14 protein-coding genes are annotated in these 17,568 nt (G+C 73.3%); 5 read left to right on the top strand and 9 right to left on the bottom strand.

Translation table 11 applies throughout. The features are described 5' to 3' along the window. Nucleotide 1: 1 nt before the first annotated feature. The 4 genes from GXB85_RS04335 to GXB85_RS04320 are packed head-to-tail and all read right to left on the bottom strand — an operon-like array spanning nt 2 to nt 3,112. Nucleotides 2-400 (bottom strand): Fur family transcriptional regulator, encoded by a 399-nt coding sequence (locus GXB85_RS04335; RefSeq protein ID WP_202627545.1) that lies wholly within the window; start codon nt 398-400, stop codon nt 2-4. Continuing rightward, nucleotides 400-1,320 (bottom strand): metal ABC transporter permease, encoded by a 921-nt coding sequence (locus GXB85_RS04330; RefSeq protein ID WP_161916411.1) that lies wholly within the window; start codon nt 1,318-1,320, stop codon nt 400-402. Before GXB85_RS04330 ends, GXB85_RS04335 begins: the two co-directional genes overlap by 1 nt. Next, nucleotides 1,317-2,105, bottom strand: a complete 789-nt coding sequence (locus tag GXB85_RS04325; RefSeq protein ID WP_161916410.1) for a metal ABC transporter ATP-binding protein — start codon at nt 2,103-2,105, stop codon at nt 1,317-1,319. Before GXB85_RS04325 ends, GXB85_RS04330 begins: the two co-directional genes overlap by 4 nt. After that, the gene (locus tag GXB85_RS04320; protein ID WP_237727958.1) at nt 2,096-3,112 is read right to left on the bottom strand and encodes a metal ABC transporter substrate-binding protein; all 1,017 of its coding nucleotides are present in this window, start codon (nt 3,110-3,112) and stop codon (nt 2,096-2,098) included. Before GXB85_RS04320 ends, GXB85_RS04325 begins: the two co-directional genes overlap by 10 nt. 158 nt (nt 3,113-3,270) lie before the next feature. Between GXB85_RS04320 and GXB85_RS04315 the strand changes: the two genes are divergently transcribed. Continuing rightward, nucleotides 3,271-4,656: a glycine--tRNA ligase gene (locus tag GXB85_RS04315; RefSeq protein ID WP_161916408.1), complete on the top strand. Its 1,386-nt coding sequence runs from the start codon at nt 3,271-3,273 to the stop codon at nt 4,654-4,656. A gap of 40 nt (nt 4,657-4,696) precedes the next feature. On the opposite strand, the gene GXB85_RS04310 is transcribed toward GXB85_RS04315, so the two are convergent. Genes GXB85_RS04310 through GXB85_RS04300 form a run of 3 tightly spaced genes read right to left on the bottom strand, consistent with a single transcriptional unit; the run spans nt 4,697 to nt 8,558 of the window. Continuing rightward, nucleotides 4,697-5,350 carry an exonuclease domain-containing protein gene (locus tag GXB85_RS04310; RefSeq protein WP_202627544.1) on the bottom strand — a complete coding sequence of 218 codons (654 nt, stop codon included), beginning with the start codon at nt 5,348-5,350 and terminating at the stop codon, nt 4,697-4,699. Between the two features lie 41 nt (nt 5,351-5,391). Next, the gene (locus GXB85_RS04305; RefSeq protein WP_161916406.1) at nt 5,392-7,251 is read right to left on the bottom strand and encodes a DUF294 nucleotidyltransferase-like domain-containing protein; all 1,860 of its coding nucleotides are present in this window, start codon (nt 7,249-7,251) and stop codon (nt 5,392-5,394) included. Nucleotides 7,252-7,286: 35 nt separating this feature from the next. Continuing rightward, on the bottom strand, nt 7,287-8,558 hold the full coding sequence (locus GXB85_RS04300) for a YibE/F family protein (protein ID WP_161916405.1): 1,272 nt from the start codon (nt 8,556-8,558) through the stop codon (nt 7,287-7,289). Between the two features lie 92 nt (nt 8,559-8,650). Here GXB85_RS04300 and dusB point away from each other — a divergent pair, with 92 nt between their 5' ends. Continuing rightward, entirely contained in the window at nt 8,651-9,865 is a 1,215-nt protein-coding gene (dusB, locus tag GXB85_RS04295) for a tRNA dihydrouridine synthase DusB (RefSeq protein WP_161916404.1), read from the top strand. Between the two features lie 72 nt (nt 9,866-9,937). Beyond that, nucleotides 9,938-11,440, top strand: coding sequence for a PQQ-binding-like beta-propeller repeat protein (locus tag GXB85_RS04290; RefSeq protein WP_161916403.1), 1,503 nt, complete (start codon nt 9,938-9,940; stop codon nt 11,438-11,440). 8 nt (nt 11,441-11,448) lie between these two features. On the opposite strand, the gene GXB85_RS04285 is transcribed toward GXB85_RS04290, so the two are convergent. Both GXB85_RS04285 and GXB85_RS04280 read right to left on the bottom strand, forming a co-directional pair. After that, nucleotides 11,449-13,215 carry a glycoside hydrolase family 13 protein gene (locus GXB85_RS04285; protein ID WP_161916456.1) on the bottom strand — a complete coding sequence of 589 codons (1,767 nt, stop codon included), beginning with the start codon at nt 13,213-13,215 and terminating at the stop codon, nt 11,449-11,451. Nucleotides 13,216-13,320: 105 nt separating this feature from the next. Further along, nucleotides 13,321-14,385, bottom strand: coding sequence for a LacI family DNA-binding transcriptional regulator (locus tag GXB85_RS04280; RefSeq protein WP_161916402.1), 1,065 nt, complete (start codon nt 14,383-14,385; stop codon nt 13,321-13,323). 202 nt (nt 14,386-14,587) lie between these two features. On the opposite strand from GXB85_RS04280, the gene GXB85_RS04275 reads away from it, so the two are divergent. Next, nucleotides 14,588-15,829, top strand: coding sequence for an extracellular solute-binding protein (locus tag GXB85_RS04275; protein ID WP_161916401.1), 1,242 nt, complete (start codon nt 14,588-14,590; stop codon nt 15,827-15,829). A gap of 103 nt (nt 15,830-15,932) precedes the next feature. Continuing rightward, on the top strand, nt 15,933-17,567 hold the full coding sequence (locus tag GXB85_RS04270; RefSeq protein WP_237727957.1) for an ABC transporter permease subunit: 1,635 nt from the start codon (nt 15,933-15,935) through the stop codon (nt 17,565-17,567). Nucleotide 17,568 lies beyond the last annotated feature (1 nt).

Here is a 17,568-nt window from a genome sequence, read left to right as displayed (position 1 = left end):
ATCAGGGGTGGGCCGCGCGGGCCGCGCACCGCGCGCACGTGCCCCAGAGCTCGACCACGTGCTCGATGTCCTCGAAGCCGTGCGCCGCGCCCACCTGTGCCGCCCAGGCCTCGACGCCCGGGCCCTCGATCTCGACGGTCGCGCCGCATCCGCGGCAGATGAGGTGGTGGTGGTGCTCGCGTCGCGCGCAGCGGCGGTACACGGCCTCACCGTCCGTGGTGCGCAGCACGTCGACCTCGCCGCCGTCGGCGAGCGACTGCAGCGTGCGGTAGACGGTTGCCAGGCCGATCCCGTGGCCCCTCGAGCGCAGCGTCTCGTGGAGCTGCTGGGCGCTGCGGAAGTCGTCGGTGTCGGCGAGCACCTCCGTCACGGCGGAGCGCTGCCTCGTCATGCGCTGCATCAGGTCAGCCTACGGGCCAGCTCGACGTCGTCGGGCACCTGCGGGTGGGGGTCACGGTGCTCACGCCGCAGCCGGGTGCGCACGGCCGCTCCGAGCGAGACCACCGCGTAGAGCCCGATGGCGAGCACGACGATGGTCGCGCCGGGCGGGACGTCCTGCCAGTACGTGACGGACAGCCCGACGGTGCACACGACCACGCCGATCACCATCGCGGTGGCCATGGTGCGGCGGAAGGACGACGTGGTGAGCTGCGCGATCGCGACCGGCACGATCATCAGTGCGCTCACGAGCAGCAGCCCGACCACGCGCATCGCGACCGTCACCGTGAGCGCGGCGATCACCGCGATCGCGATGTTGAGCGCCCGCACGGGAAGGCCCGCGGCGCGCGCGAACTCCTCGTCGTGCGAGACCGCGAAGAGCGCCGTGCGCAGGCCCACGCCCACCACGAGCACGAGCACGGACAGCACCACGGTGAGCCCGAGGTCGGTCGAGGTCACGGTCGAGATCGAGCCGAAGAGGTAGCCCATGAGGTTGGCGTTGGTGCCGCCGGCGACGGAGATGAGCAGGACGCCACCCGCGATGCCGCCGTAGAAGAGCAGGGCGAGCGCGACGTCCCCGCTGGTGCGGCCGCGCTCGCGCACCAGCTCGATCGCCACAGCGCCCGCGAGGGCCGCGACCACGGCACCGGGGATCGCGAGGGCGTCGTCGGGCACCAGGCCCATGACGTTGCCGACGAGCCAGCCCAGCGCGACGCCCGTGAGGGCGACGTGGCCGATGCCGTCGCCGAGCAGCGACAGCTTGCGCTGCACCAGGTAGGTGCCGATGACCGGCGCCGCGAGGCCCACGAGCAGCGCCGCGACCAGCGCGCGCTGCATCAGCGGGTCCGTGAGCATGCCCAGCAGCTCCTCCCACGCACTCATCGCTCCCACCCCAGGGTGGTCGAGAGGCCGGGCGCCTCGGCCGGCCCGGCCTCGTCGCCGTCGTGCGGGTGCAGGTGCACGTGGTCGGGGCCGGCGTGCTCGGGTGCGGGGGCCGGGGGCGCGCCGTCGTGCACCACGCTGCCGTGGCGCAGGACGACGGCACGCTGGACGAGGGGAGCGAGCGCACCCAGCTCGTGCAGCACGACGAGCACCGTGGTGCCGTGGTCCACGAGGTCGGTCAGGACGTCCGCGAACGTGCGCTGCGAGGCCACGTCGACGCCCGCGACCGGCTCGTCGAGGAGCAGCAGGTCCGGGCGGCGCACGAGCGCGCGCGCGATCAGCACGCGCTGCTGCTGCCCGCCGGACATCTCGCGGACCGGCTGGTCGACGCGGTCGCCCAGACCGACCTGCTCGAGGGCCGCGCGGGCACGGGCCCGGGCACCGCGTGGCGGCAGCACACGCCTGCCGTGCAGCGTGCCGGACACGACGACCTCGCACGCGGTCGCAGGCACCCCGCCGCCCGCGCTCACGCGCTGCGGCACGTAGCCCACCCGCTCCCAGGGCACCTGCGGGCCCAGCGGCGAGCCGAACAGCTCGACGCGCCCCCGGTCGAGCGGGACGGCGCCGACGACGGCGCGCACGAGGGTCGACTTGCCCGAGCCGTTCGCGCCGAGGAGCGCGACCACCTCGCTCTGGCCGACCGTGAGGTCGACGTCCCAGAGGATGGTCGAGCCGCCGAGCGTCACCCGGACGCCCGACGCCGCGATCACCGGCGTCAGCGGCACCCGAGGCCCTCGCGCAGCGCCGCCAGGTTGTTCAGCATGGCTCCACGGTAGTCCGTGTCCTCGTCCACCTGGGTCTCGACCGGGTCGAGCAGCGCCGTGGTGATCCCGAGGTCCGCCGCGAGCGTCTCGGCCACCTTCGGGTCGACGAGGGTCTCGGTGAAGATGGTCGTCACGCCGTTGCTCTCGACGACCTCGCGGATCTCGCGGAGGCGCGCGGGGGAGGGCTCGGCCTCGGGGTCGAGCCCCGAGATCCCGACCTGCTCGAGGCCGTACCGCTCGGCGAGGAACCCGTAGGCCTCGTGGGCCGCGACGATCGTGGGGCGCTCGCAGTCGGCGAGACCCGCCTCGAGCTCGGCGTCGAGTTCGTCCATCTGGGCCGCGAACTCCTCGGCCCGCGTCAGGTAGTCCGCGGCGTGGTCGGGATCGGCCTCGCCCAGCTCGGCGGCGAGGTCGAGGCCCACGGCCGCGAGCAGCGTCGGGTCGAGCCAGAAGTGCGGGTCGCCGCCGTGGTCGTGGGCGTGCTCGTCGCCCTCCTCGGCGTGCGCGTCCTCGGCGTGCTCCTCCTCACCGGCGTGCTCGTCGCCGTCCGCGGCGTGCTCCTCCTCACCCGCGTGCTCGTCCTCGTCCGCGGGCTCGTCGCCCGCCATGTGCGCCGCGACGGCCTCGGTCTGCGCGGCGTCCACGACGTGCGCGGGTGAGCGGGCCTCGACGGCGTCGTCGACCGCGGGCTGGAAGCCCCCGAGCACGAGCACGAGATCCGCCTCGCCCACCTCGCGCACCTGGCGAGGTGAGAGCTCGACGTCGTGCGGTTCGCCGCCCGCGGGCGTGAGGGACGCGACCGTGACCGCGTCGCCGCCCACCTGCTCGGCGAGGTGGACGAGGGGGTAGAACGAGGCGAGCACCTCGACGGTGCCGTCGGCGCCGTCGTCCCCGCCCGAGCCCGTGCCCGCGCAACCGGCGAGCAGCAGGACGGACGTGACGGCGAGAGCGAGGGGGCGACGCTTCATGAGCATCATTCTCAAGTCGAGTGAGAACGGTTGTCAAACTGCAGGCCGGGGCGCGACGACGACGGCCCCGGGTAGCCTGGGCGGACCTGCGCGCCCACAGCGCCCGTCCCGTCCGCACGAGCCACGTGCGGACCCGCACCCACCCCAGGAGCACACCCGTGGCCCAGCCCTCCCGTCTCGACTCGGTCATCAACCTCGCCAAGCGCCGGGGGTTCGTCTTCCCGTCGGGTGAGATCTACGGTGGCACGCGGTCGGCCTGGGACTACGGGCCCCTGGGCGTCGAGCTCAAGGAGAACATCAAGCGCCAGTGGTGGCGCTCGACGGTCACGAGCCGCGACGACGTCGTCGGGCTGGACTCGTCGGTGATCCTGCCCCGGCAGGTGTGGGTCGCCTCGGGCCACGTGGGCGTGTTCACCGACCCCCTGACGGAGTGCCTCAGCTGCCACAAGCGGTTCCGCGAGGACCAGCTGGTCGAGGAGTACGAGGAGAAGAAGGGCCGCACGGCCGAGAACGGCCTGGGCGACGTGCCGTGCCCCAACTGCGGCACCCGGGGTCAGTGGACCGAGCCGCGCGACTTCAACATGATGCTCAAGACGTACCTCGGTCCGGTCGAGGACGAGTCCGGGCTGCACTACCTGCGCCCCGAGACCGCGCAGGGCATCTTCGTGAACTTCGCGCAGGTGATGACGACGGCGCGCAAGAAGCCCCCTTTCGGCATCGGGCAGATCGGCAAGTCGTTCCGCAACGAGATCACGCCCGGCAACTTCATCTTCCGCACGCGCGAGTTCGAGCAGATGGAGATGGAGTTCTTCGTCGAGCCCGGCACCGACGCCGAGTGGCACCAGTACTGGATCGACGCGCGGACCGACTGGTACGTGGACCTGGGCATCTCGCGCGAGAACCTGCGGCACTACGAGCACCCGGCCGAGAAGCTCTCGCACTACTCGACCCGCACCGTGGACATCGAGTACCGCTTCGGTTTCCAGGGCAGCGAGTGGGGCGAGCTCGAGGGCATCGCGAACCGCACGGACTTCGACCTCACGACGCACACCGAGCACTCGGGCCAGGACCTGTCGTACTTCGACCAGACGAAGAACGAGCGCTGGGTGCCGTACGTGATCGAGCCGGCCGCCGGCCTCACGCGCTCGCTCATGGCGTTCCTGGTCGAGGCGTACGCCGAGGACGAGGCGCCGAACGCCAAGGGCGGGGTCGACAAGCGCACCGTGCTGCGGCTCGACCCGCGCCTCGCCCCGGTCAAGGCCGCGGTGCTCCCGCTCTCGCGTCACGAGGACCTCTCACCGGTGGCCCGCGACCTCGCGGCCGAGCTGCGCCGCGCGTGGAACGTCGACTTCGACGACGCCGGCGCGATCGGCCGTCGCTACCGGCGTCAGGACGAGATCGGGACGCCGTTCTGCATCACCGTCGACTTCGACTCGCTCGAGGACCAGGCCGTGACCATCCGCTCACGCGACACCATGACGCAGGAGCGCGTCGCGCTCGACAAGGTCTCGGCGTACCTCGCCGCGGGGCTCGTCGGGGCCTGACGACAGGTGGGTCCTCGCACGGCCGGCGCCGTGCGGGGGCTCACACGCGCCGGTGGCGCAGCAGGCCGCCGAGCGTGACCTGGTGGTCGGCGCCGAGGGTCGCGACCTGCGCGAGGTACAGCTCGGCGCATGCGAGCGCGTCCGTGAGGGCCTCGTGCGAGCGGTACCGGGGCAGGCCGTGGCGTGCGCGCAGCACCTGGAGCCGCAGGCTGCCCTCCGGGGTCTCGTCGCCCCAGCCACGGCCCGCGAGGCGGTGGCCGAGGTCGAGCGTGTCGACCACGACCAGCGGGAGCGCGGCGCCGAGCACCGGGCGCACCGCGGCCTGCAGGAACCGCTGCTCGACGCGCGCGTGGTGGGCGAGCAGCACCCTGCCCGTGAGCGCGGTGAGCAGGGGGTCGAGCGCCTGCGACAGGGGCAGGCCCTGTGCCACCTCGTCGTCGGTCAGGCCGTGGACCACGGCGCTGTGGCCCACCGGCGTCCCGCGGACGACGGCGCGGAGCGCACCCGACAGGTCGATCCGGAGCCCGTCCACCGGTACGGCACCGATGCTGAGGATCGCGTCGCGTGCAGGGTCCAGCCCCGTCGTCTCGAGGTCCACGGCGAGCAGCGGGAGGTCCTCGAGACGCGTCGTGGGTGCCGGAGGTGGCGTGGCCAGGTAGGTCCGCAGAGGCCCCGCGGGTACGCGCTCGGCCAACCGCGCACGTGCGCGAGCCCGCGCGCCGGCACGCCACCCCGTCACGACATGTAGCGCAGCAGGTGCCGCCGCGCGAGGCCGGCCTGGGCGTGCTTGACGATGCCGAACGCATCGCGCAGGTTGCGCTGGTCGAACGAGCTCAGCTCGTCCGGCGCCACGTAGTTGTCGGGCTCCCGGTCGCTGCGGACCTGGCGCGCCTGGTGCTCGAGCCGCACGTGGCCGATGACGTCCATCGCCCCCGCGAGGTCGTCGGCGTCGTCGGCGCTGAGGCGCCCGGCGGCCACCACCGCACGCAGCCGTGCCCGAGTGCCCACCTCGGGCACCCCTGCCGCGAGGGCGTGCGCACGCGCGACGGCGACGATCGCACCGAGGCCGCGGTGCTTGAGGTCGAGCGTCGCGACGTGCTCACCCTCGCGCTCGAGCACGAACCCGCGGAAGAAGCCGAGCGGCGGGGGAGTGCCGACGGCGTTCTGCGCGAGGTAGCCCAGGAAGATCTGCTGGTGCGGGCTGCGGTGCAGCACCCACGCCTGGAGCCGGTCGAACAGCCCGGCGTCACCGTGCAGCGGGCGCATGTCGAAGAAGATCGTGCCCTGCATCACCGCCATCGGCTCCGGGGCGTCGAGCCACCGGCCGAACGTCTGCTGCCACGCGGCCACGGCCTGGCGCCACCGGGGGTTGGTCGCCATCACGTCGCCCCGGCACCGCGGCCACCCGCACGCCTCGAGGCCCGCGGTCACGCGCTCGGCGAGGGTCGCGAACCACGCGTCGTGCTCCGGGCCGGCCTCGTCGCCGAGGAGCAGCGCGTGGTCCTGGTCCCCGCCCAGGGCCTGCTCGCCGCGCGCGCGCGACCCGAGCACCACCCAGCACCACGGCACGGGTGCGGGCCCCAGCTCGGCGAGCGCGAGGTCGATCAGGCGGCGCTCGACGGCGTCGCCCACCGCGGTGGTCACCCGGCCGACGTCCTCGTCCGACGTGCCCGAGGTGACCAGGCGCTGCACGGTCTCGGGGATGCGTCGCGCGGCGGCCACCACCTCCTCGACCGTGCGCGCCTTGCGCACGTCGCCCACCAGGTACACCGGGTCGGCGTGCTCGAGGCGCATGAGGTCGGTGCTCGTGACCACGCCCACCACCCGCCCCTGCTCGACGAGGGGCAGGTGGTGGATGTTGCGCGCGACCATCTCCATCAGCAGCTCGAACGCGAGGGCGTCGGCCGACCCGGTCACGGGCTGGTCGCTCATCACGGTCGACACGGGGTGGTCGGGGTCGAGGCCCGGCGCGAGCACACGGTTGCGCAGGTCACGGTCCGTCACGATGCCCGCAAGCTGGTCTCCCGCCATGAGCAGCAGCGACGAGACACCGGCGTCCCGCATGCGCGTCGCCGCCTCGCGGATGGTGACCGTGGACGGCGCCGTCTGCGGGGGCCTGCGCACGAGGTCGCGTGCCCGGGTGCGCAGGCCCGCCTCGGACCGGTCACCGACCTGCACGGTCACGGCGCGGCCGAGCCGGCGGCGGTGCTCGCGTTCCAGGTGGTCGGCGACGCGGGGCTCGACGCCGCACAGCTCGACGACCACGGGCTGCGGGACCTCGAGCACCAGCGAGTCCTCGATCGCGGTGAAGGCGTACGCAGAGCCCGTGCCCTCGAGCAGCGTGGACATGCCGAAGAGCCCGCCCGCCTCGATCCGGTCGACCAGCTCGCCGGAGCCGTCGCGCGCCTCGACGGCGCCCGAGCGCAGCACCCGCACCACGTCGGTCACCTCGTCGAGAGCGAGCACCATCGTGCCGCGGCGGAAGTACCGCACCCCGAGGCGGGCGGGCAGCCGGTCGAGCACCTCGGCACGCAGCACGTCGAACGGCGCGTGCTGCGCCAGGAAGTCGCGCACCTCGGCGAGCTCGGCGTCCATGGTGCCCGCATCATCGCAGGCGCGGCGTGCCTGGGTCAGGGGGTCGGGTGCGGTTCCCCAGCGGCAGGATCCCGGAGCACCGCGGCGTCGCGATCGCCGTCGGCCACGTGCGCCCCCGCGTGGCCGTGGCCCGCACCCTCGCGTGCGACGGCCGCGGTGGTCACGACGAGTGCCGCGATCGCCGTGGTCAGCGGGATCGCGAGGACCAGCCCGATCGAGCCGACGAGCGTGCGGGCGACCTCCTCGGCGAACTCGCCGCTCGCGAACGTCTGGCCCAGCGGGATCCGGTACACCTGCAGCAGCAGGAGCACGGGCAGGGCGGCCCCGGTGTACGCGAACGCGATCGTGTAGACGGTCGAGGCGATGTGGTCGCGTCCGATCCGCATGCCGCGACGGAACAGGTCACCGCGCGAGGCGTGCGGGTCTGCCGCGCGCAGCTCCCAGACCGACGAGGCCTGGGTGATGGTCACGTCGTTGAGCACACCCAGCCCCGCGAGCACCACGCCGCACAGGAACACGCCACGCAGAGCCGTGCCCTCGAGCTGTCCCGTGAGCATCGCCAGGCGGTAGCCCTCCTCGGTCGAGATACCCGTGAGGTGGGTCGCGCGCGCCGCGACCAGGCCCAGCACCGCGGTGACGCCGAGGCCCGCGAGGGTCCCGAGCAGGGCCGTCGTCGTGCGCAGGCTGAAGCCGTGCGCGAGGTAGAGGACCACGAACATGATCGCCGTGGAGCCCACGAGGCCCACGGTCAGCGGGTCGCGACCCTCGAGCAGGGCGGGCAGCACGAACGCACCGATCACGGCGAACGCGACCCCCAGACCCACGAGCGCGCGCAACCCGCGCATGCCCGCGACCGCCACGACCACGACGGCGAACGCCGCGGCGAGCACCCCGAGCGGCGCCGAGCGTGCGAAGTCGTACCACGCGAACACGTCGGGCTCGCCGTCGGTGCCCACGTACTTGGTCAGGACCACCTCGGTGCCCGTCGGCAGCGCCGGGGCGCGTACCGTCGCCGGCGCCCAGACCTCGACGCGCTCACCCTCGTCGGGCCCCGAGGTGACCTCGACCGTCGCGACGGTGCACGGGACGGACTCGGGGATCGTGCCGTCCTGGCGACGGTCCTCGTTGGTGCCGGCGCAGCTCTCCTCGACGGCCGAGACCACGCGCCCGTGCGGGTACTCGGCCTCGAGCGCGACGATGCCGGTGCGGGGCGGCTCGCCCTCGGGCCACAGCGCGGCGAGGCCCACGAGGGTCAGCAGCGCGACCGGCACGAGCAGTGCGACCAGGGTCGCCGTGGTGCGGTTCACGCGCCGATGATCCCCGTGCGGGCCCGACGGCGTCCAGGCGGCACGGGTGCGGGCGGGTGCGACCCCTGCGGGCCGGATGGGAGAATCGCCCGATGACCACGACGACCTCGGCGACGGGCACCCCGCGCGGCGCAGCCGCCGGTGCAGTGCCCGAGCGCACGTCGGTGCTGCCCCCGCTGCGCATCGGACCGCTGACGATCGACACGCCCGTGGTGCTCGCGCCGATGGCGGGGGTCACGAACCGTGCGTTCCGGCGTCTGTGCCGCGAGCACGGTGCAGGGCTCTACGTCGCGGAGATGGTGACCTCGCGAGCGCTCGTCGAGCGCACCCCCGAGTCGCTGCGCATCATCCGGCACGACGAGGACGAGCGACCCAGGTCCGTCCAGGTCTACGGCGTCGACCCGGCGACCGTGGGCGCCGCCGTCCGGATGCTCGCCGAGGAGGACCGCGCCGACCACGTCGACCTGAACTTCGGCTGCCCCGTGCCCAAGGTCACGCGCAAGGGCGGGGGAGCGGTGCTGCCGTGGAAGCGGGACCTGTTCACCGCCATCGTCCGCGCGGCCGTCGCCGCGGCCGCGCCGCACGGGGTGCCCGTGACCGTGAAGATGCGCAAGGGCATCGACGAGGACCACCTGACGTACCTCGAGGCCGGCCTCATCGCGCAGGACGCCGGGGTGGCGAGCGTCGCGCTGCACGCGCGCACCGCGGCCGACCACTACTCGGGAACGGCCGACTGGGAGGCGATCGCGCGCCTCAAGCAGACCGTGACGGACGTGCCCGTGCTGGGCAACGGCGACATCTGGTCGGCCGAGGACGCGCTCGCGATGGTCGCGCAGACGGGCTGCGACGGCGTGGTGGTGGGCCGTGGGTGCCAGGGAAGGCCATGGCTCTTCGCTGACCTCGCGGCGGCCTTCCACGGCTCGGACGTGCGGATCCGGCCGGGCCTGGGTGAGGTCGCGTCCGTGGTGCGCCGGCACGCCGAGCTGATGGTCGAGGAGTTCGGGGAGGAGGGGCGGGCGCTGCGCGAGATGCGCAAGCACATGGCCTGGTACTTCAAGGGCTACGCCGTCGGCGGCGAGCTGCGGGCCCAGCTGGCCCTCGTGGGTTCGCTCGACGAGCTCGACGACCTGCTGGGCAGGCTCGACCACGAGCAGCCGTACCCGGGCGAGGCAGCTGAGGGGCAGCGCGGGCGTGCGGGATCGCCCAAGCGACCGCACCTGCCCGAGGGCTGGCTCGACTCGCGCGAGCTCGACGACGCGTTCCGTCAGGCGTTGCGCGAGGCCGAGCTGAGCGTCTCGGGCGGCTGACACGCGCGGACGAGCACCGGACGGGTGACGCCGCGGCCCCATCATCGCCATCAACGGGCCTACCCTCGACCCGTGCGACGCCACCGCGATGCGGACGAGCTGGTCGAGGTCGAGCTGCTCGACGCCGAACCGTCTGCGCCCTCGATGTCGACGACGCCTCCTGCGGGTGGCGCGCCCGGCACGCCCCTGCCGCATGCGGACGGGGCCGAGCCGGACGAGCGGGCCGGACGTCCGGGGCCGTCCCGTGCCCGGCGCGTCGCGTGGGGTGTGGGCGCGGCCGCGCTCGCGTGCGTGGTGGTGGTCAACGTGGTCGAGCACCGAGCCGCGGTCGCGGAGGACGCGCGCCTGGCGCAGGTGGACGGGATCGTCCCGAGCCTGGCCGAGCCCGTGACCGAGGTGTGGCGGCACCCCGGGTGGTACCCGGTGACCGTGACCGACGGCGTCGTGGTGGCCGAGGGCGACGGTTCCGCGCTCGAGGGCCTCGACTCCCGCACGGGCGAGGTGGTCTGGAGAGTCGAGCGCCCGACCGGCGGCCACGGCTGGTGCAGCCCGGCGGGGACGGAGGCGTTCGCCTTCCGCGAGATCCCCCCGGCGGAGCGACTCATCTGCACCGTCACCACCGATGCGTTCCCGGGGGCCCAGCACCGCATCGAGGTCGTCGACCCACGGACGGGCGAGGTGCTCGGCGGGACCGAGCTCACGGGCACCCTCGTGAGCACGTCGCCCGTGGGCGAGACGGACCTGCTCGTGGCGGTCGTGGACGGCTCGCGTCGGCTCGTGCTGGCGAGGATCGACGGGCTGACGGGCGCCCGGGTGTGGCAGGTCACCGGACCGGCGCTCCCGGAGGACGTGGACCAGAACTCGCTGTCCGTGTGGGAGCACGGCGGCGTGGTCGTCGCCGAGGTGCCCGGGTGGACGCTTCCCGGCGGGGACATGGACGACGACGCGCTGCCCCTGTTCTCGGTGTCGACCGAGACCGGGGAGCCGGCGGACGCCACCACGGACGGGCCCTCTGGGCAGGTGTGGTTCGAGCGGTCGCTCCGCGACGGCCGCACCATGCGGGTCGCGTCGTCGGACGAGGGCGTGATGACCACGCAGCTCGAGGACGCAGCGGGTCAGGTCGTGCTCGAGCGCGAGGGCTGGCCCTGGATGCCGGGGATGGATGACGGCTCGCTCGACGACACGCTGCTGCTGTACCGGAGCGACGGCGATCTCGAGCTCGTCGACCTGCGCTCGGGCGAGACGCGTTGGACGATCACGAAGGCGCCCGACGCCTCTCCGGCACTGGCGGTGGGCGGGCGACTCCTGGTCTTCGAGCACAACTGGGCTCGGGCCCTCGACCTCGACACGGGTGAGGTCATCTGGGAGCTGCAGGGCGTGACCGGCTACAGCGCGGTCACCGACGGTCGGCGCGTGCTCTTCGTGCGGTCGGACGCCGAGGGTGGTCTGAGCGCGCACGACCTGCGCGACGGCACCGAGCTCTGGCGCACCGAGCAGCCGGGGGTCCAGCGCCTGCTGGCCGTGCCCGGCGCGACGATCGCACTCACCGAGAGCGCCCTCGTCGCCCTCGGCTGAGACGCGCGTCAGCGGCCGACGCGGGCCCAGACGGTCGTATCCGTGGGCACGAGCACCGCACCGTCGTCGGCCACCGGGAGGTCCTGCGAGGCGTGCACCAGCTCGAGGTCCGCCGGGAGTCGCAGGGCCGCCGCGCCGATGTTCGTCAGCACGAGGATCTCGCGGTTGACGAAGGCCACCACCGTGTCGGCCGCGCAGTTCGGCAGGCCGTCGACCCACGCGAGCGAGCCCGAGCCCAGGCGGAACTCGCGGCGCAGGCGCAGGGCCGAGCGGTAGACCTCGTACGTGGACCCGGCGACCCCACGCTGCGCGTCCAGCGCGTAGCGGCCGAAGGCCTCGGGCTGGCTGAGCCAGGACTCGCCCGTGGGGGAGAAGCCGTAGGCGGGCGCCTGCGCCTCCCACGGCAGCGGCACGCGGCAGCCGTCGCGGCCGCGCTCGGTGTGCTCCGAACGCCACCACGTCGGGTCCTGCCGCTCGTCGTCGGGCAAGCTCGTGTGCTCGGGGAGCCCGAGCTCCTCGCCCTGGTACAGGTAGGCCGAGCCGGGCAGCGCGAGCATCATGAGCGACGCCGCACGCGCGCGACGCAGGCCCACCTCCTCGTCGGGCTGGGGGTCGCCCGCGCCGATGCCGTTGGGCTTGGAGCCGGGGACCTCGAGCCCGAGGCGGGACGCGTGCCGCACGACGTCGTGGTTGGACAGCACCCACGTGGTGGGTGCACCCACCACGTCGTTGGCGACCAGCGACTCGGTCACGACGGTGCGCAGCTCGTCGGCGCGCCACAGCGTCGTCAGGAAGGAGAAGTTGAAGGCCTGGTGCATCTCGTCGGGACGCACGTAGCGGGCGAGCCGCGAGAGCGGCTCGACCCACGCCTCGGCGACCAGGCAGCGGTCGCCGTCGTACTCGGCGAGCACGCGGTGCCACGAGCGGTAGATCTCGTGCACGCCGTCCTGGTCCCACATGGGGCCGCGGTTGCCCGCACCGGTCGAGCCGTCCTCGGAGCCCAGCTCGCCCTCGTGGGCGCCGTCGATCATGGCCGACGTGCCGGACCAGTCGGGCAGGCCCTCGGCCTTGACCATGCCGTGCGCGACGTCCACACGGAAGCCGTCGACCCCGCGGTCGAGCCAGAACCGCAGCACCTGCTCGAACTCGTCGCGCACCTCGGGGTTGGTCCAGTCGAGGTCCGGCTGCGTGGTGTCGAACAGGTGCAGGTACCACTGGCCGGGCGTGCCGTCGGGCTCGGTGACCCGCGTCCACGCGGCGCCGCCGAACACCGAGGTCCAGTTGTTGGGGGGCTCCTCGCCGCCCGGGCCGCGCCCGTCGCGGAAGACGTAGCGCGCACGCTCGGGGCTGCCGGGGGCGGCCGCGAGCGCGGCACGGAACCACGCGTGCTCGCTCGAGGTGTGGTTGGGGACCAGGTCGACGATCACGCGGATCCGCAGGCGGTGCGCGCGCTCGAGCATCGCGTCGAAGTCGTCGAGCGTGCCGAACAGCGGGTCGACGTCGCGGTAGTCGGCCACGTCGTAGCCCGCGTCGTTCTGCGGGGAGCGGTAGAACGGCGAGAGCCAGACGGCGTCGACGCCGAGCCGCGCGAGGTGGCCCAGCCGTGCGGTGATCCCGGGAAGGTCCCCGATGCCGTCGCCCGAGCCGTCGGCGAACGAGCGCGGGTAGATCTGGTAGATCACCGCGTCACGCCACCACTCGCCGGCGCCGCCGCCGGGGCGGTGGACGAGGGTCGTGGTGGTCGAGGGCTCGCCGACGGGCGTGGCGGTGGTCATGGCCTCGGGTGCGGACGTGGGGGTCGAGGGCGTCACAGTGGTCCCGTCTGTGGGTCGGACGGCGGTCGGGTGGTCACGGGCGGGCGCGCGGACGGCGCCGCCTCGTCAGGTTACGGCGGGTGTGGGGGCGGTCGCCGCCGGGGAGGGCACGGGGCCGGTCGAGCCGCGCACGATCAGCTCCGGGTGGAACAGCAGCTCGGTCCTGGGCACCTTGGCCCCCGAGATCTCCTGGACCAGCGCGCTCACGGCCGCGCGCCCCATCGGCGCGACCGGCTGGCGCACCGTGGTCAGGGGCGGGTCGGTGAAGGCGATGAGGGGTGAGTCGTCGAAGCCCACGACCGAGACGTCCTCGGGCACCCGCAGGCCGCGCGAGCGTGCCGCCCGGATCGCCCCGAGGGCCATGAGGTCGGAGCCCGCGATGATGGCGGTGTGGCCCGAGTCGAGCAGCTCGTTCGCGGCCGCCTGGCCTCCCTCGACGGTGAACAGCGTCGAGACCACGTGCTCGTCCACGGCGACACCCGGGTGGGTCGCCTCGAGCAGGCGGGTGAAGGTCGCGAGCTTGCGCCGCGCGGGGATGTAGCGGTCCGGCCCGATCGCCAGACCGATGCGCGTGTGGCCGAGCGAGACGAGGTGGCGGTAGGCGAGATCGGTCGCGACGGCGTCGTCGGTCGACACGCTGGGCGCGTCGACGCCGTCGGCGTGACCGTTCACGAGCACGATCGGGACGTCCTGGCTGCGCAGGCGGTGGTACCGGTCGTGGCTCGCCGTGGTGTCGGCGTGCCGGCCGGAGACGAAGACGATGCCGTCGACGCCGTGCTCGATCAGCATCTCGACGTACTCGTCCTCCGTGGTGCCGCCGGGGGACTGCGTGCACAGCAGGGGCGTGTAGCCGCGCTCGGAGAGCGTGCTCTCGATCGCCTGGGCGAGGGCGGGGAACACGGGGTTGTCGAGCTCGGGGACCACGAGGCCCACGAGGCCCTCGGACCGGGTGCGCAGCTTCTCGGGCCGGTCGTAGCCCAGGACGTCCAGCGCGGCCAGCACCGCGGTGCGCGTGTGCGACGCCACGCCGGGCTTGCCGTTGAGCACGCGCGAGACGGTCGCGGTGCTGACCCCGGCCTGCTCGGCGAGGTCCTTCAGACGGGTGCGCACCTGCGGCAGCGTAGAGGACATCACACCTCCTCGTGTGGCACGTCGCGCACGACGCGCACGTGGTCGGTCACGTCTGACGCAACCGTTGCCTGAAAGTTACCGCAACGAGTTGCATGCGCACGAATCGGCGGGTTACCTTGCCGATATCAGGGCCACGGTCGGTCCTGGAGGACGCCTCCGGACGACTGCGGCCGCTCGCCCCATCTCGTTTGGAGACACCCCGATGCGACGAAGCATCCCGTTCGTTGCGGTCGCCCTCGGCGCCGCACTGACCCTCACCGCGTGCGCCGGCGACGCCGAGCCCGAGGAGCCGGCCGAGCCGACGACCGAGGAGTCGGCCGAGCCCGCCGCGGGCGGCGACCTCACGATCTGGGTCGACGAGACCCGCCAGGCCGCGGTCGAGGAGGCCGCCGCGACGTACGAGGCCGAGACCGGCGGCACCGTCGAGACGGTGCTCAAGAACTTCGACGACATCCGGGCCGACTTCAACGCCCAGGTCCCGACCGGCGAGGGCCCCGACATCACCGTCGGCGCCCACGACTGGCTCGGCGAGCTGACGGCCAACGGCGTCGTCGCGCCGATCGAGCTCGGTGACAAGGCGAGCGAGTTCGAGCAGGTCGCGGTCGAGGCGTTCACCTACGACGGCGCCGTCTACGGCCTGCCGTACGCGATCGAGAACATCGGCCTCATCCGCAACACGGCGCTCGCCCCCGAGGCGCCGGCCACCTGGGACGACGCCGTCGCCGCGGGCCAGGCCGCCGGCACCGACTACCCGATCCTCGTCCAGATGGGCGAGACGGGCGACCCGTACACGATGTACCCGCTGCAGACGTCGTTCGGCGCCCCCGTGTTCGAGCAGAACGAGGACGGCTCCTACGCGGCCGAGCTCGCGCTGGGTGGCGAGGGCGGCCTCGCGTTCGCCGACTGGCTGGCCGCGCAGGGTGAGGCGGGCGTGCTCGACACGGCCATCACCTACGACATCGCGGTCGAGGCGTTCGCCGCGGGGCAGTCGCCGTTCATCATCGGCGGCCCGTGGATGCTGGGCTCGTTCGAGGGCCTCGAGCTCGCGATCGACCCGATCCCGGCCGCGGGCGACCAGCCGGCGCAGCCGTTCGTGGGCGTCGCGGGCTTCTACGTCAACGGCCAGAGCGAGAACACCATCGCCGCCGTCGACTTCCTCGTGAACTACATGGCGACCGAGGAGGCCCAGCTCGCGCTCTACGAGGCCGGGCAGCGCCCGCCGGCCCTGACCGCCGCCGCCGACACCGCGTCGTCCGACCCGATCACCGCGGGCTTCCGTGAGGTCGGTGCCGAGGCCGTCCCGATGCCGTCGATCCCCGAGATGGGCTCCGTGTGGGAGTTCTGGGGCGTGACCGAGGCCGGCATCGTGTCCGGCTCCCTCGAGCCCACCGCGGGCTGGGAGAAGATGGTCGCGGACATCCAGGGCGCGCTCGACGCCGCCTGATCGACACCCCCGCGCGTGGCGCACCGCCCTGCACCGGGCGGTGCGCCACGCGCACCGATCGCACGAGGCCGCGACGACGCCGCCTCGACCAGCGGAGGTTCCCTTGAGCTCGCCCCAGGCGCCCGTCGCGCACGCCGACGCCCCCACCGCACCACCCTCGGAGCCCACCGGGCGCCGCGGCCGTCGGCTCTCCGGCGACTCCCACGCGCGCAACGTGACGCGCGGCTTCGTCCTCAAGCTCGCGCTCATGGCGCTCGTCAACGCCCTGGGCGTCTACGTGGTGCTCGCGGCCTGGGCCGAGGACTCCTACGGGATCCTCTGGGCCATGGTGGCCCTGCTCTTCGCCGCCAACTACGTGTACTTCTCGCGGCGCGCGATCGCCATGAAATACATCCTCCCGGGCCTCGCGTTCCTGCTGGTCTTCCAGATCTTCGTCGTCGGCTACACCGCGTGGGTCGCCTTCACCAACTACGGCGACGGCCACAACTCGACCAAGCAGGACGCGATCGAGGCCCTGCTGGTCCAGAACGAGCGGCGGGTCGAGGGCTCGGACGCCTACCCCCTGACCGTGGTCCAGCAGGGTGACGCGCTCGGCTTCGCGGTGCTCGACGGCGACGTGGTGCGGGCGGGGACCGCCGAGGAGCCGCTCGCCCCCGTGGACGACGCCGTCGTCGAGGGCAGCCAGATCCTCGAGGTCCCGGGCTTCGAGGTGCTCGGCCGCGACGCCGTGCTGGCGCAGCAGGCCGAGGTGACGGCCCTGCGCGTGCCCGTCTCGGACGACCCCGAGGACGGCTCGATCCGCACCCAGGACGCGCGCAACGGCTTCGCCTACACGTCGGTGCTCGAGTACGACGAGGCCGCCGACACGATGGTCGACACGACCGACGGCACCGTCTACCGCTCGACGTCGGACGGCACGTTCCGCTCGGACGACGGCCGCACGCTCAACGTCGGCTGGCGCGTCGTCGTCGGCGCCGAGAACTTCGTCACGGCCTTCAGCGACGCGCGCTACGCGCTGCCGTTCGTGAAGATCCTCGCCTGGACCATCGCGTTCGCGGCGCTGTCGGTCGTCACGACGTTCCTGCTCGGGCTGTTCCTCGCGATGGTCTTCAACGACCCGCGCGTGCGCGGTCGCAAGATCTACCGCTCGCTGCTCATCCTCCCGTACGCGATCCCGGGGTTCCTGAGCGCGCTGCTGTGGTCGGGCCTGCTCAACCGGCGCTTCGGGTTCATCAACGACGTGCTGCTGGGTGGGGCGGAGATCGGCTGGCTCACCGACCCGTGGCTCGCGAAGCTCTCGCTGCTGGGCGTGAACCTCTGGCTCGGGTTCCCGTACATGTTCCTCATCGCGACGGGAGCGCTCCAGGCGATCCCGGGAGACCTGCTCGAGGCCGCGAAGATCGACGGCGCCGGGCGGTTCCGCACGTGGCGCTCGGTGGTCCTGCCGCTCCTGCTGGTCGCGACCGGGCCGCTGCTCATCGCGTCGTTCGCCTTCAACTTCAACAACTTCACGCTCGTCTACATGCTCACGCAGGGCGGTCCGCGCTTCGCCGACGCGTCGGTACCCCTGGGGCACACCGACATCCTGATCTCGATGGTCTACTCCGTCTCGGGTGTCGACGGCTCGGCGCCCAAGAACTACGGCCTCGCGAGCGCGCTGTCCATCGTCATCTTCCTGATCGTCGGCACCATCTCGGCGATCGCCTTCCGGCAGACCCGCAAGCTCGAGGAGATCTGAC

It is taken from the genome of Cellulomonas sp. APG4 (assembly GCF_009996735.1).
GTDB lineage: Bacteria > Actinomycetota > Actinomycetes > Actinomycetales > Cellulomonadaceae > Actinotalea.
The sequence above is the reverse complement of the archived record's forward strand: the minus strand, read 5'-3'. Positions and strand labels throughout refer to the sequence as shown.

What these genes read in the sequence shown, in the direction of transcription:
- GXB85_RS04335 (WP_202627545.1), bottom strand. Translation starts at nt 400, where the DNA reads ATGCAGCGCATGACGAGGCAGCGCTCCGCCGTGACGGAGGTGCTCGCC.
- GXB85_RS04330 (WP_161916411.1), bottom strand. Translation starts at nt 1,320, where the DNA reads ATGAGTGCGTGGGAGGAGCTGCTGGGCATGCTCACGGACCCGCTGATG.
- GXB85_RS04320 (WP_237727958.1), bottom strand. Translation starts at nt 3,112, where the DNA reads ATGAAGCGTCGCCCCCTCGCTCTCGCCGTCACGTCCGTCCTGCTGCTC.
- GXB85_RS04305 (WP_161916406.1), bottom strand. Translation starts at nt 7,251, where the DNA reads ATGGACGCCGAGCTCGCCGAGGTGCGCGACTTCCTGGCGCAGCACGCG.
- dusB (WP_161916404.1), top strand. Translation starts at nt 8,651, where the DNA reads ATGACCACGACGACCTCGGCGACGGGCACCCCGCGCGGCGCAGCCGCC.
- GXB85_RS04285 (WP_161916456.1), bottom strand. Translation starts at nt 13,215, where the DNA reads ATGACCACCGCCACGCCCGTCGGCGAGCCCTCGACCACCACGACCCTC.
- GXB85_RS04280 (WP_161916402.1), bottom strand. Translation starts at nt 14,385, where the DNA reads ATGTCCTCTACGCTGCCGCAGGTGCGCACCCGTCTGAAGGACCTCGCC.
- GXB85_RS04275 (WP_161916401.1), top strand. Translation starts at nt 14,588, where the DNA reads ATGCGACGAAGCATCCCGTTCGTTGCGGTCGCCCTCGGCGCCGCACTG.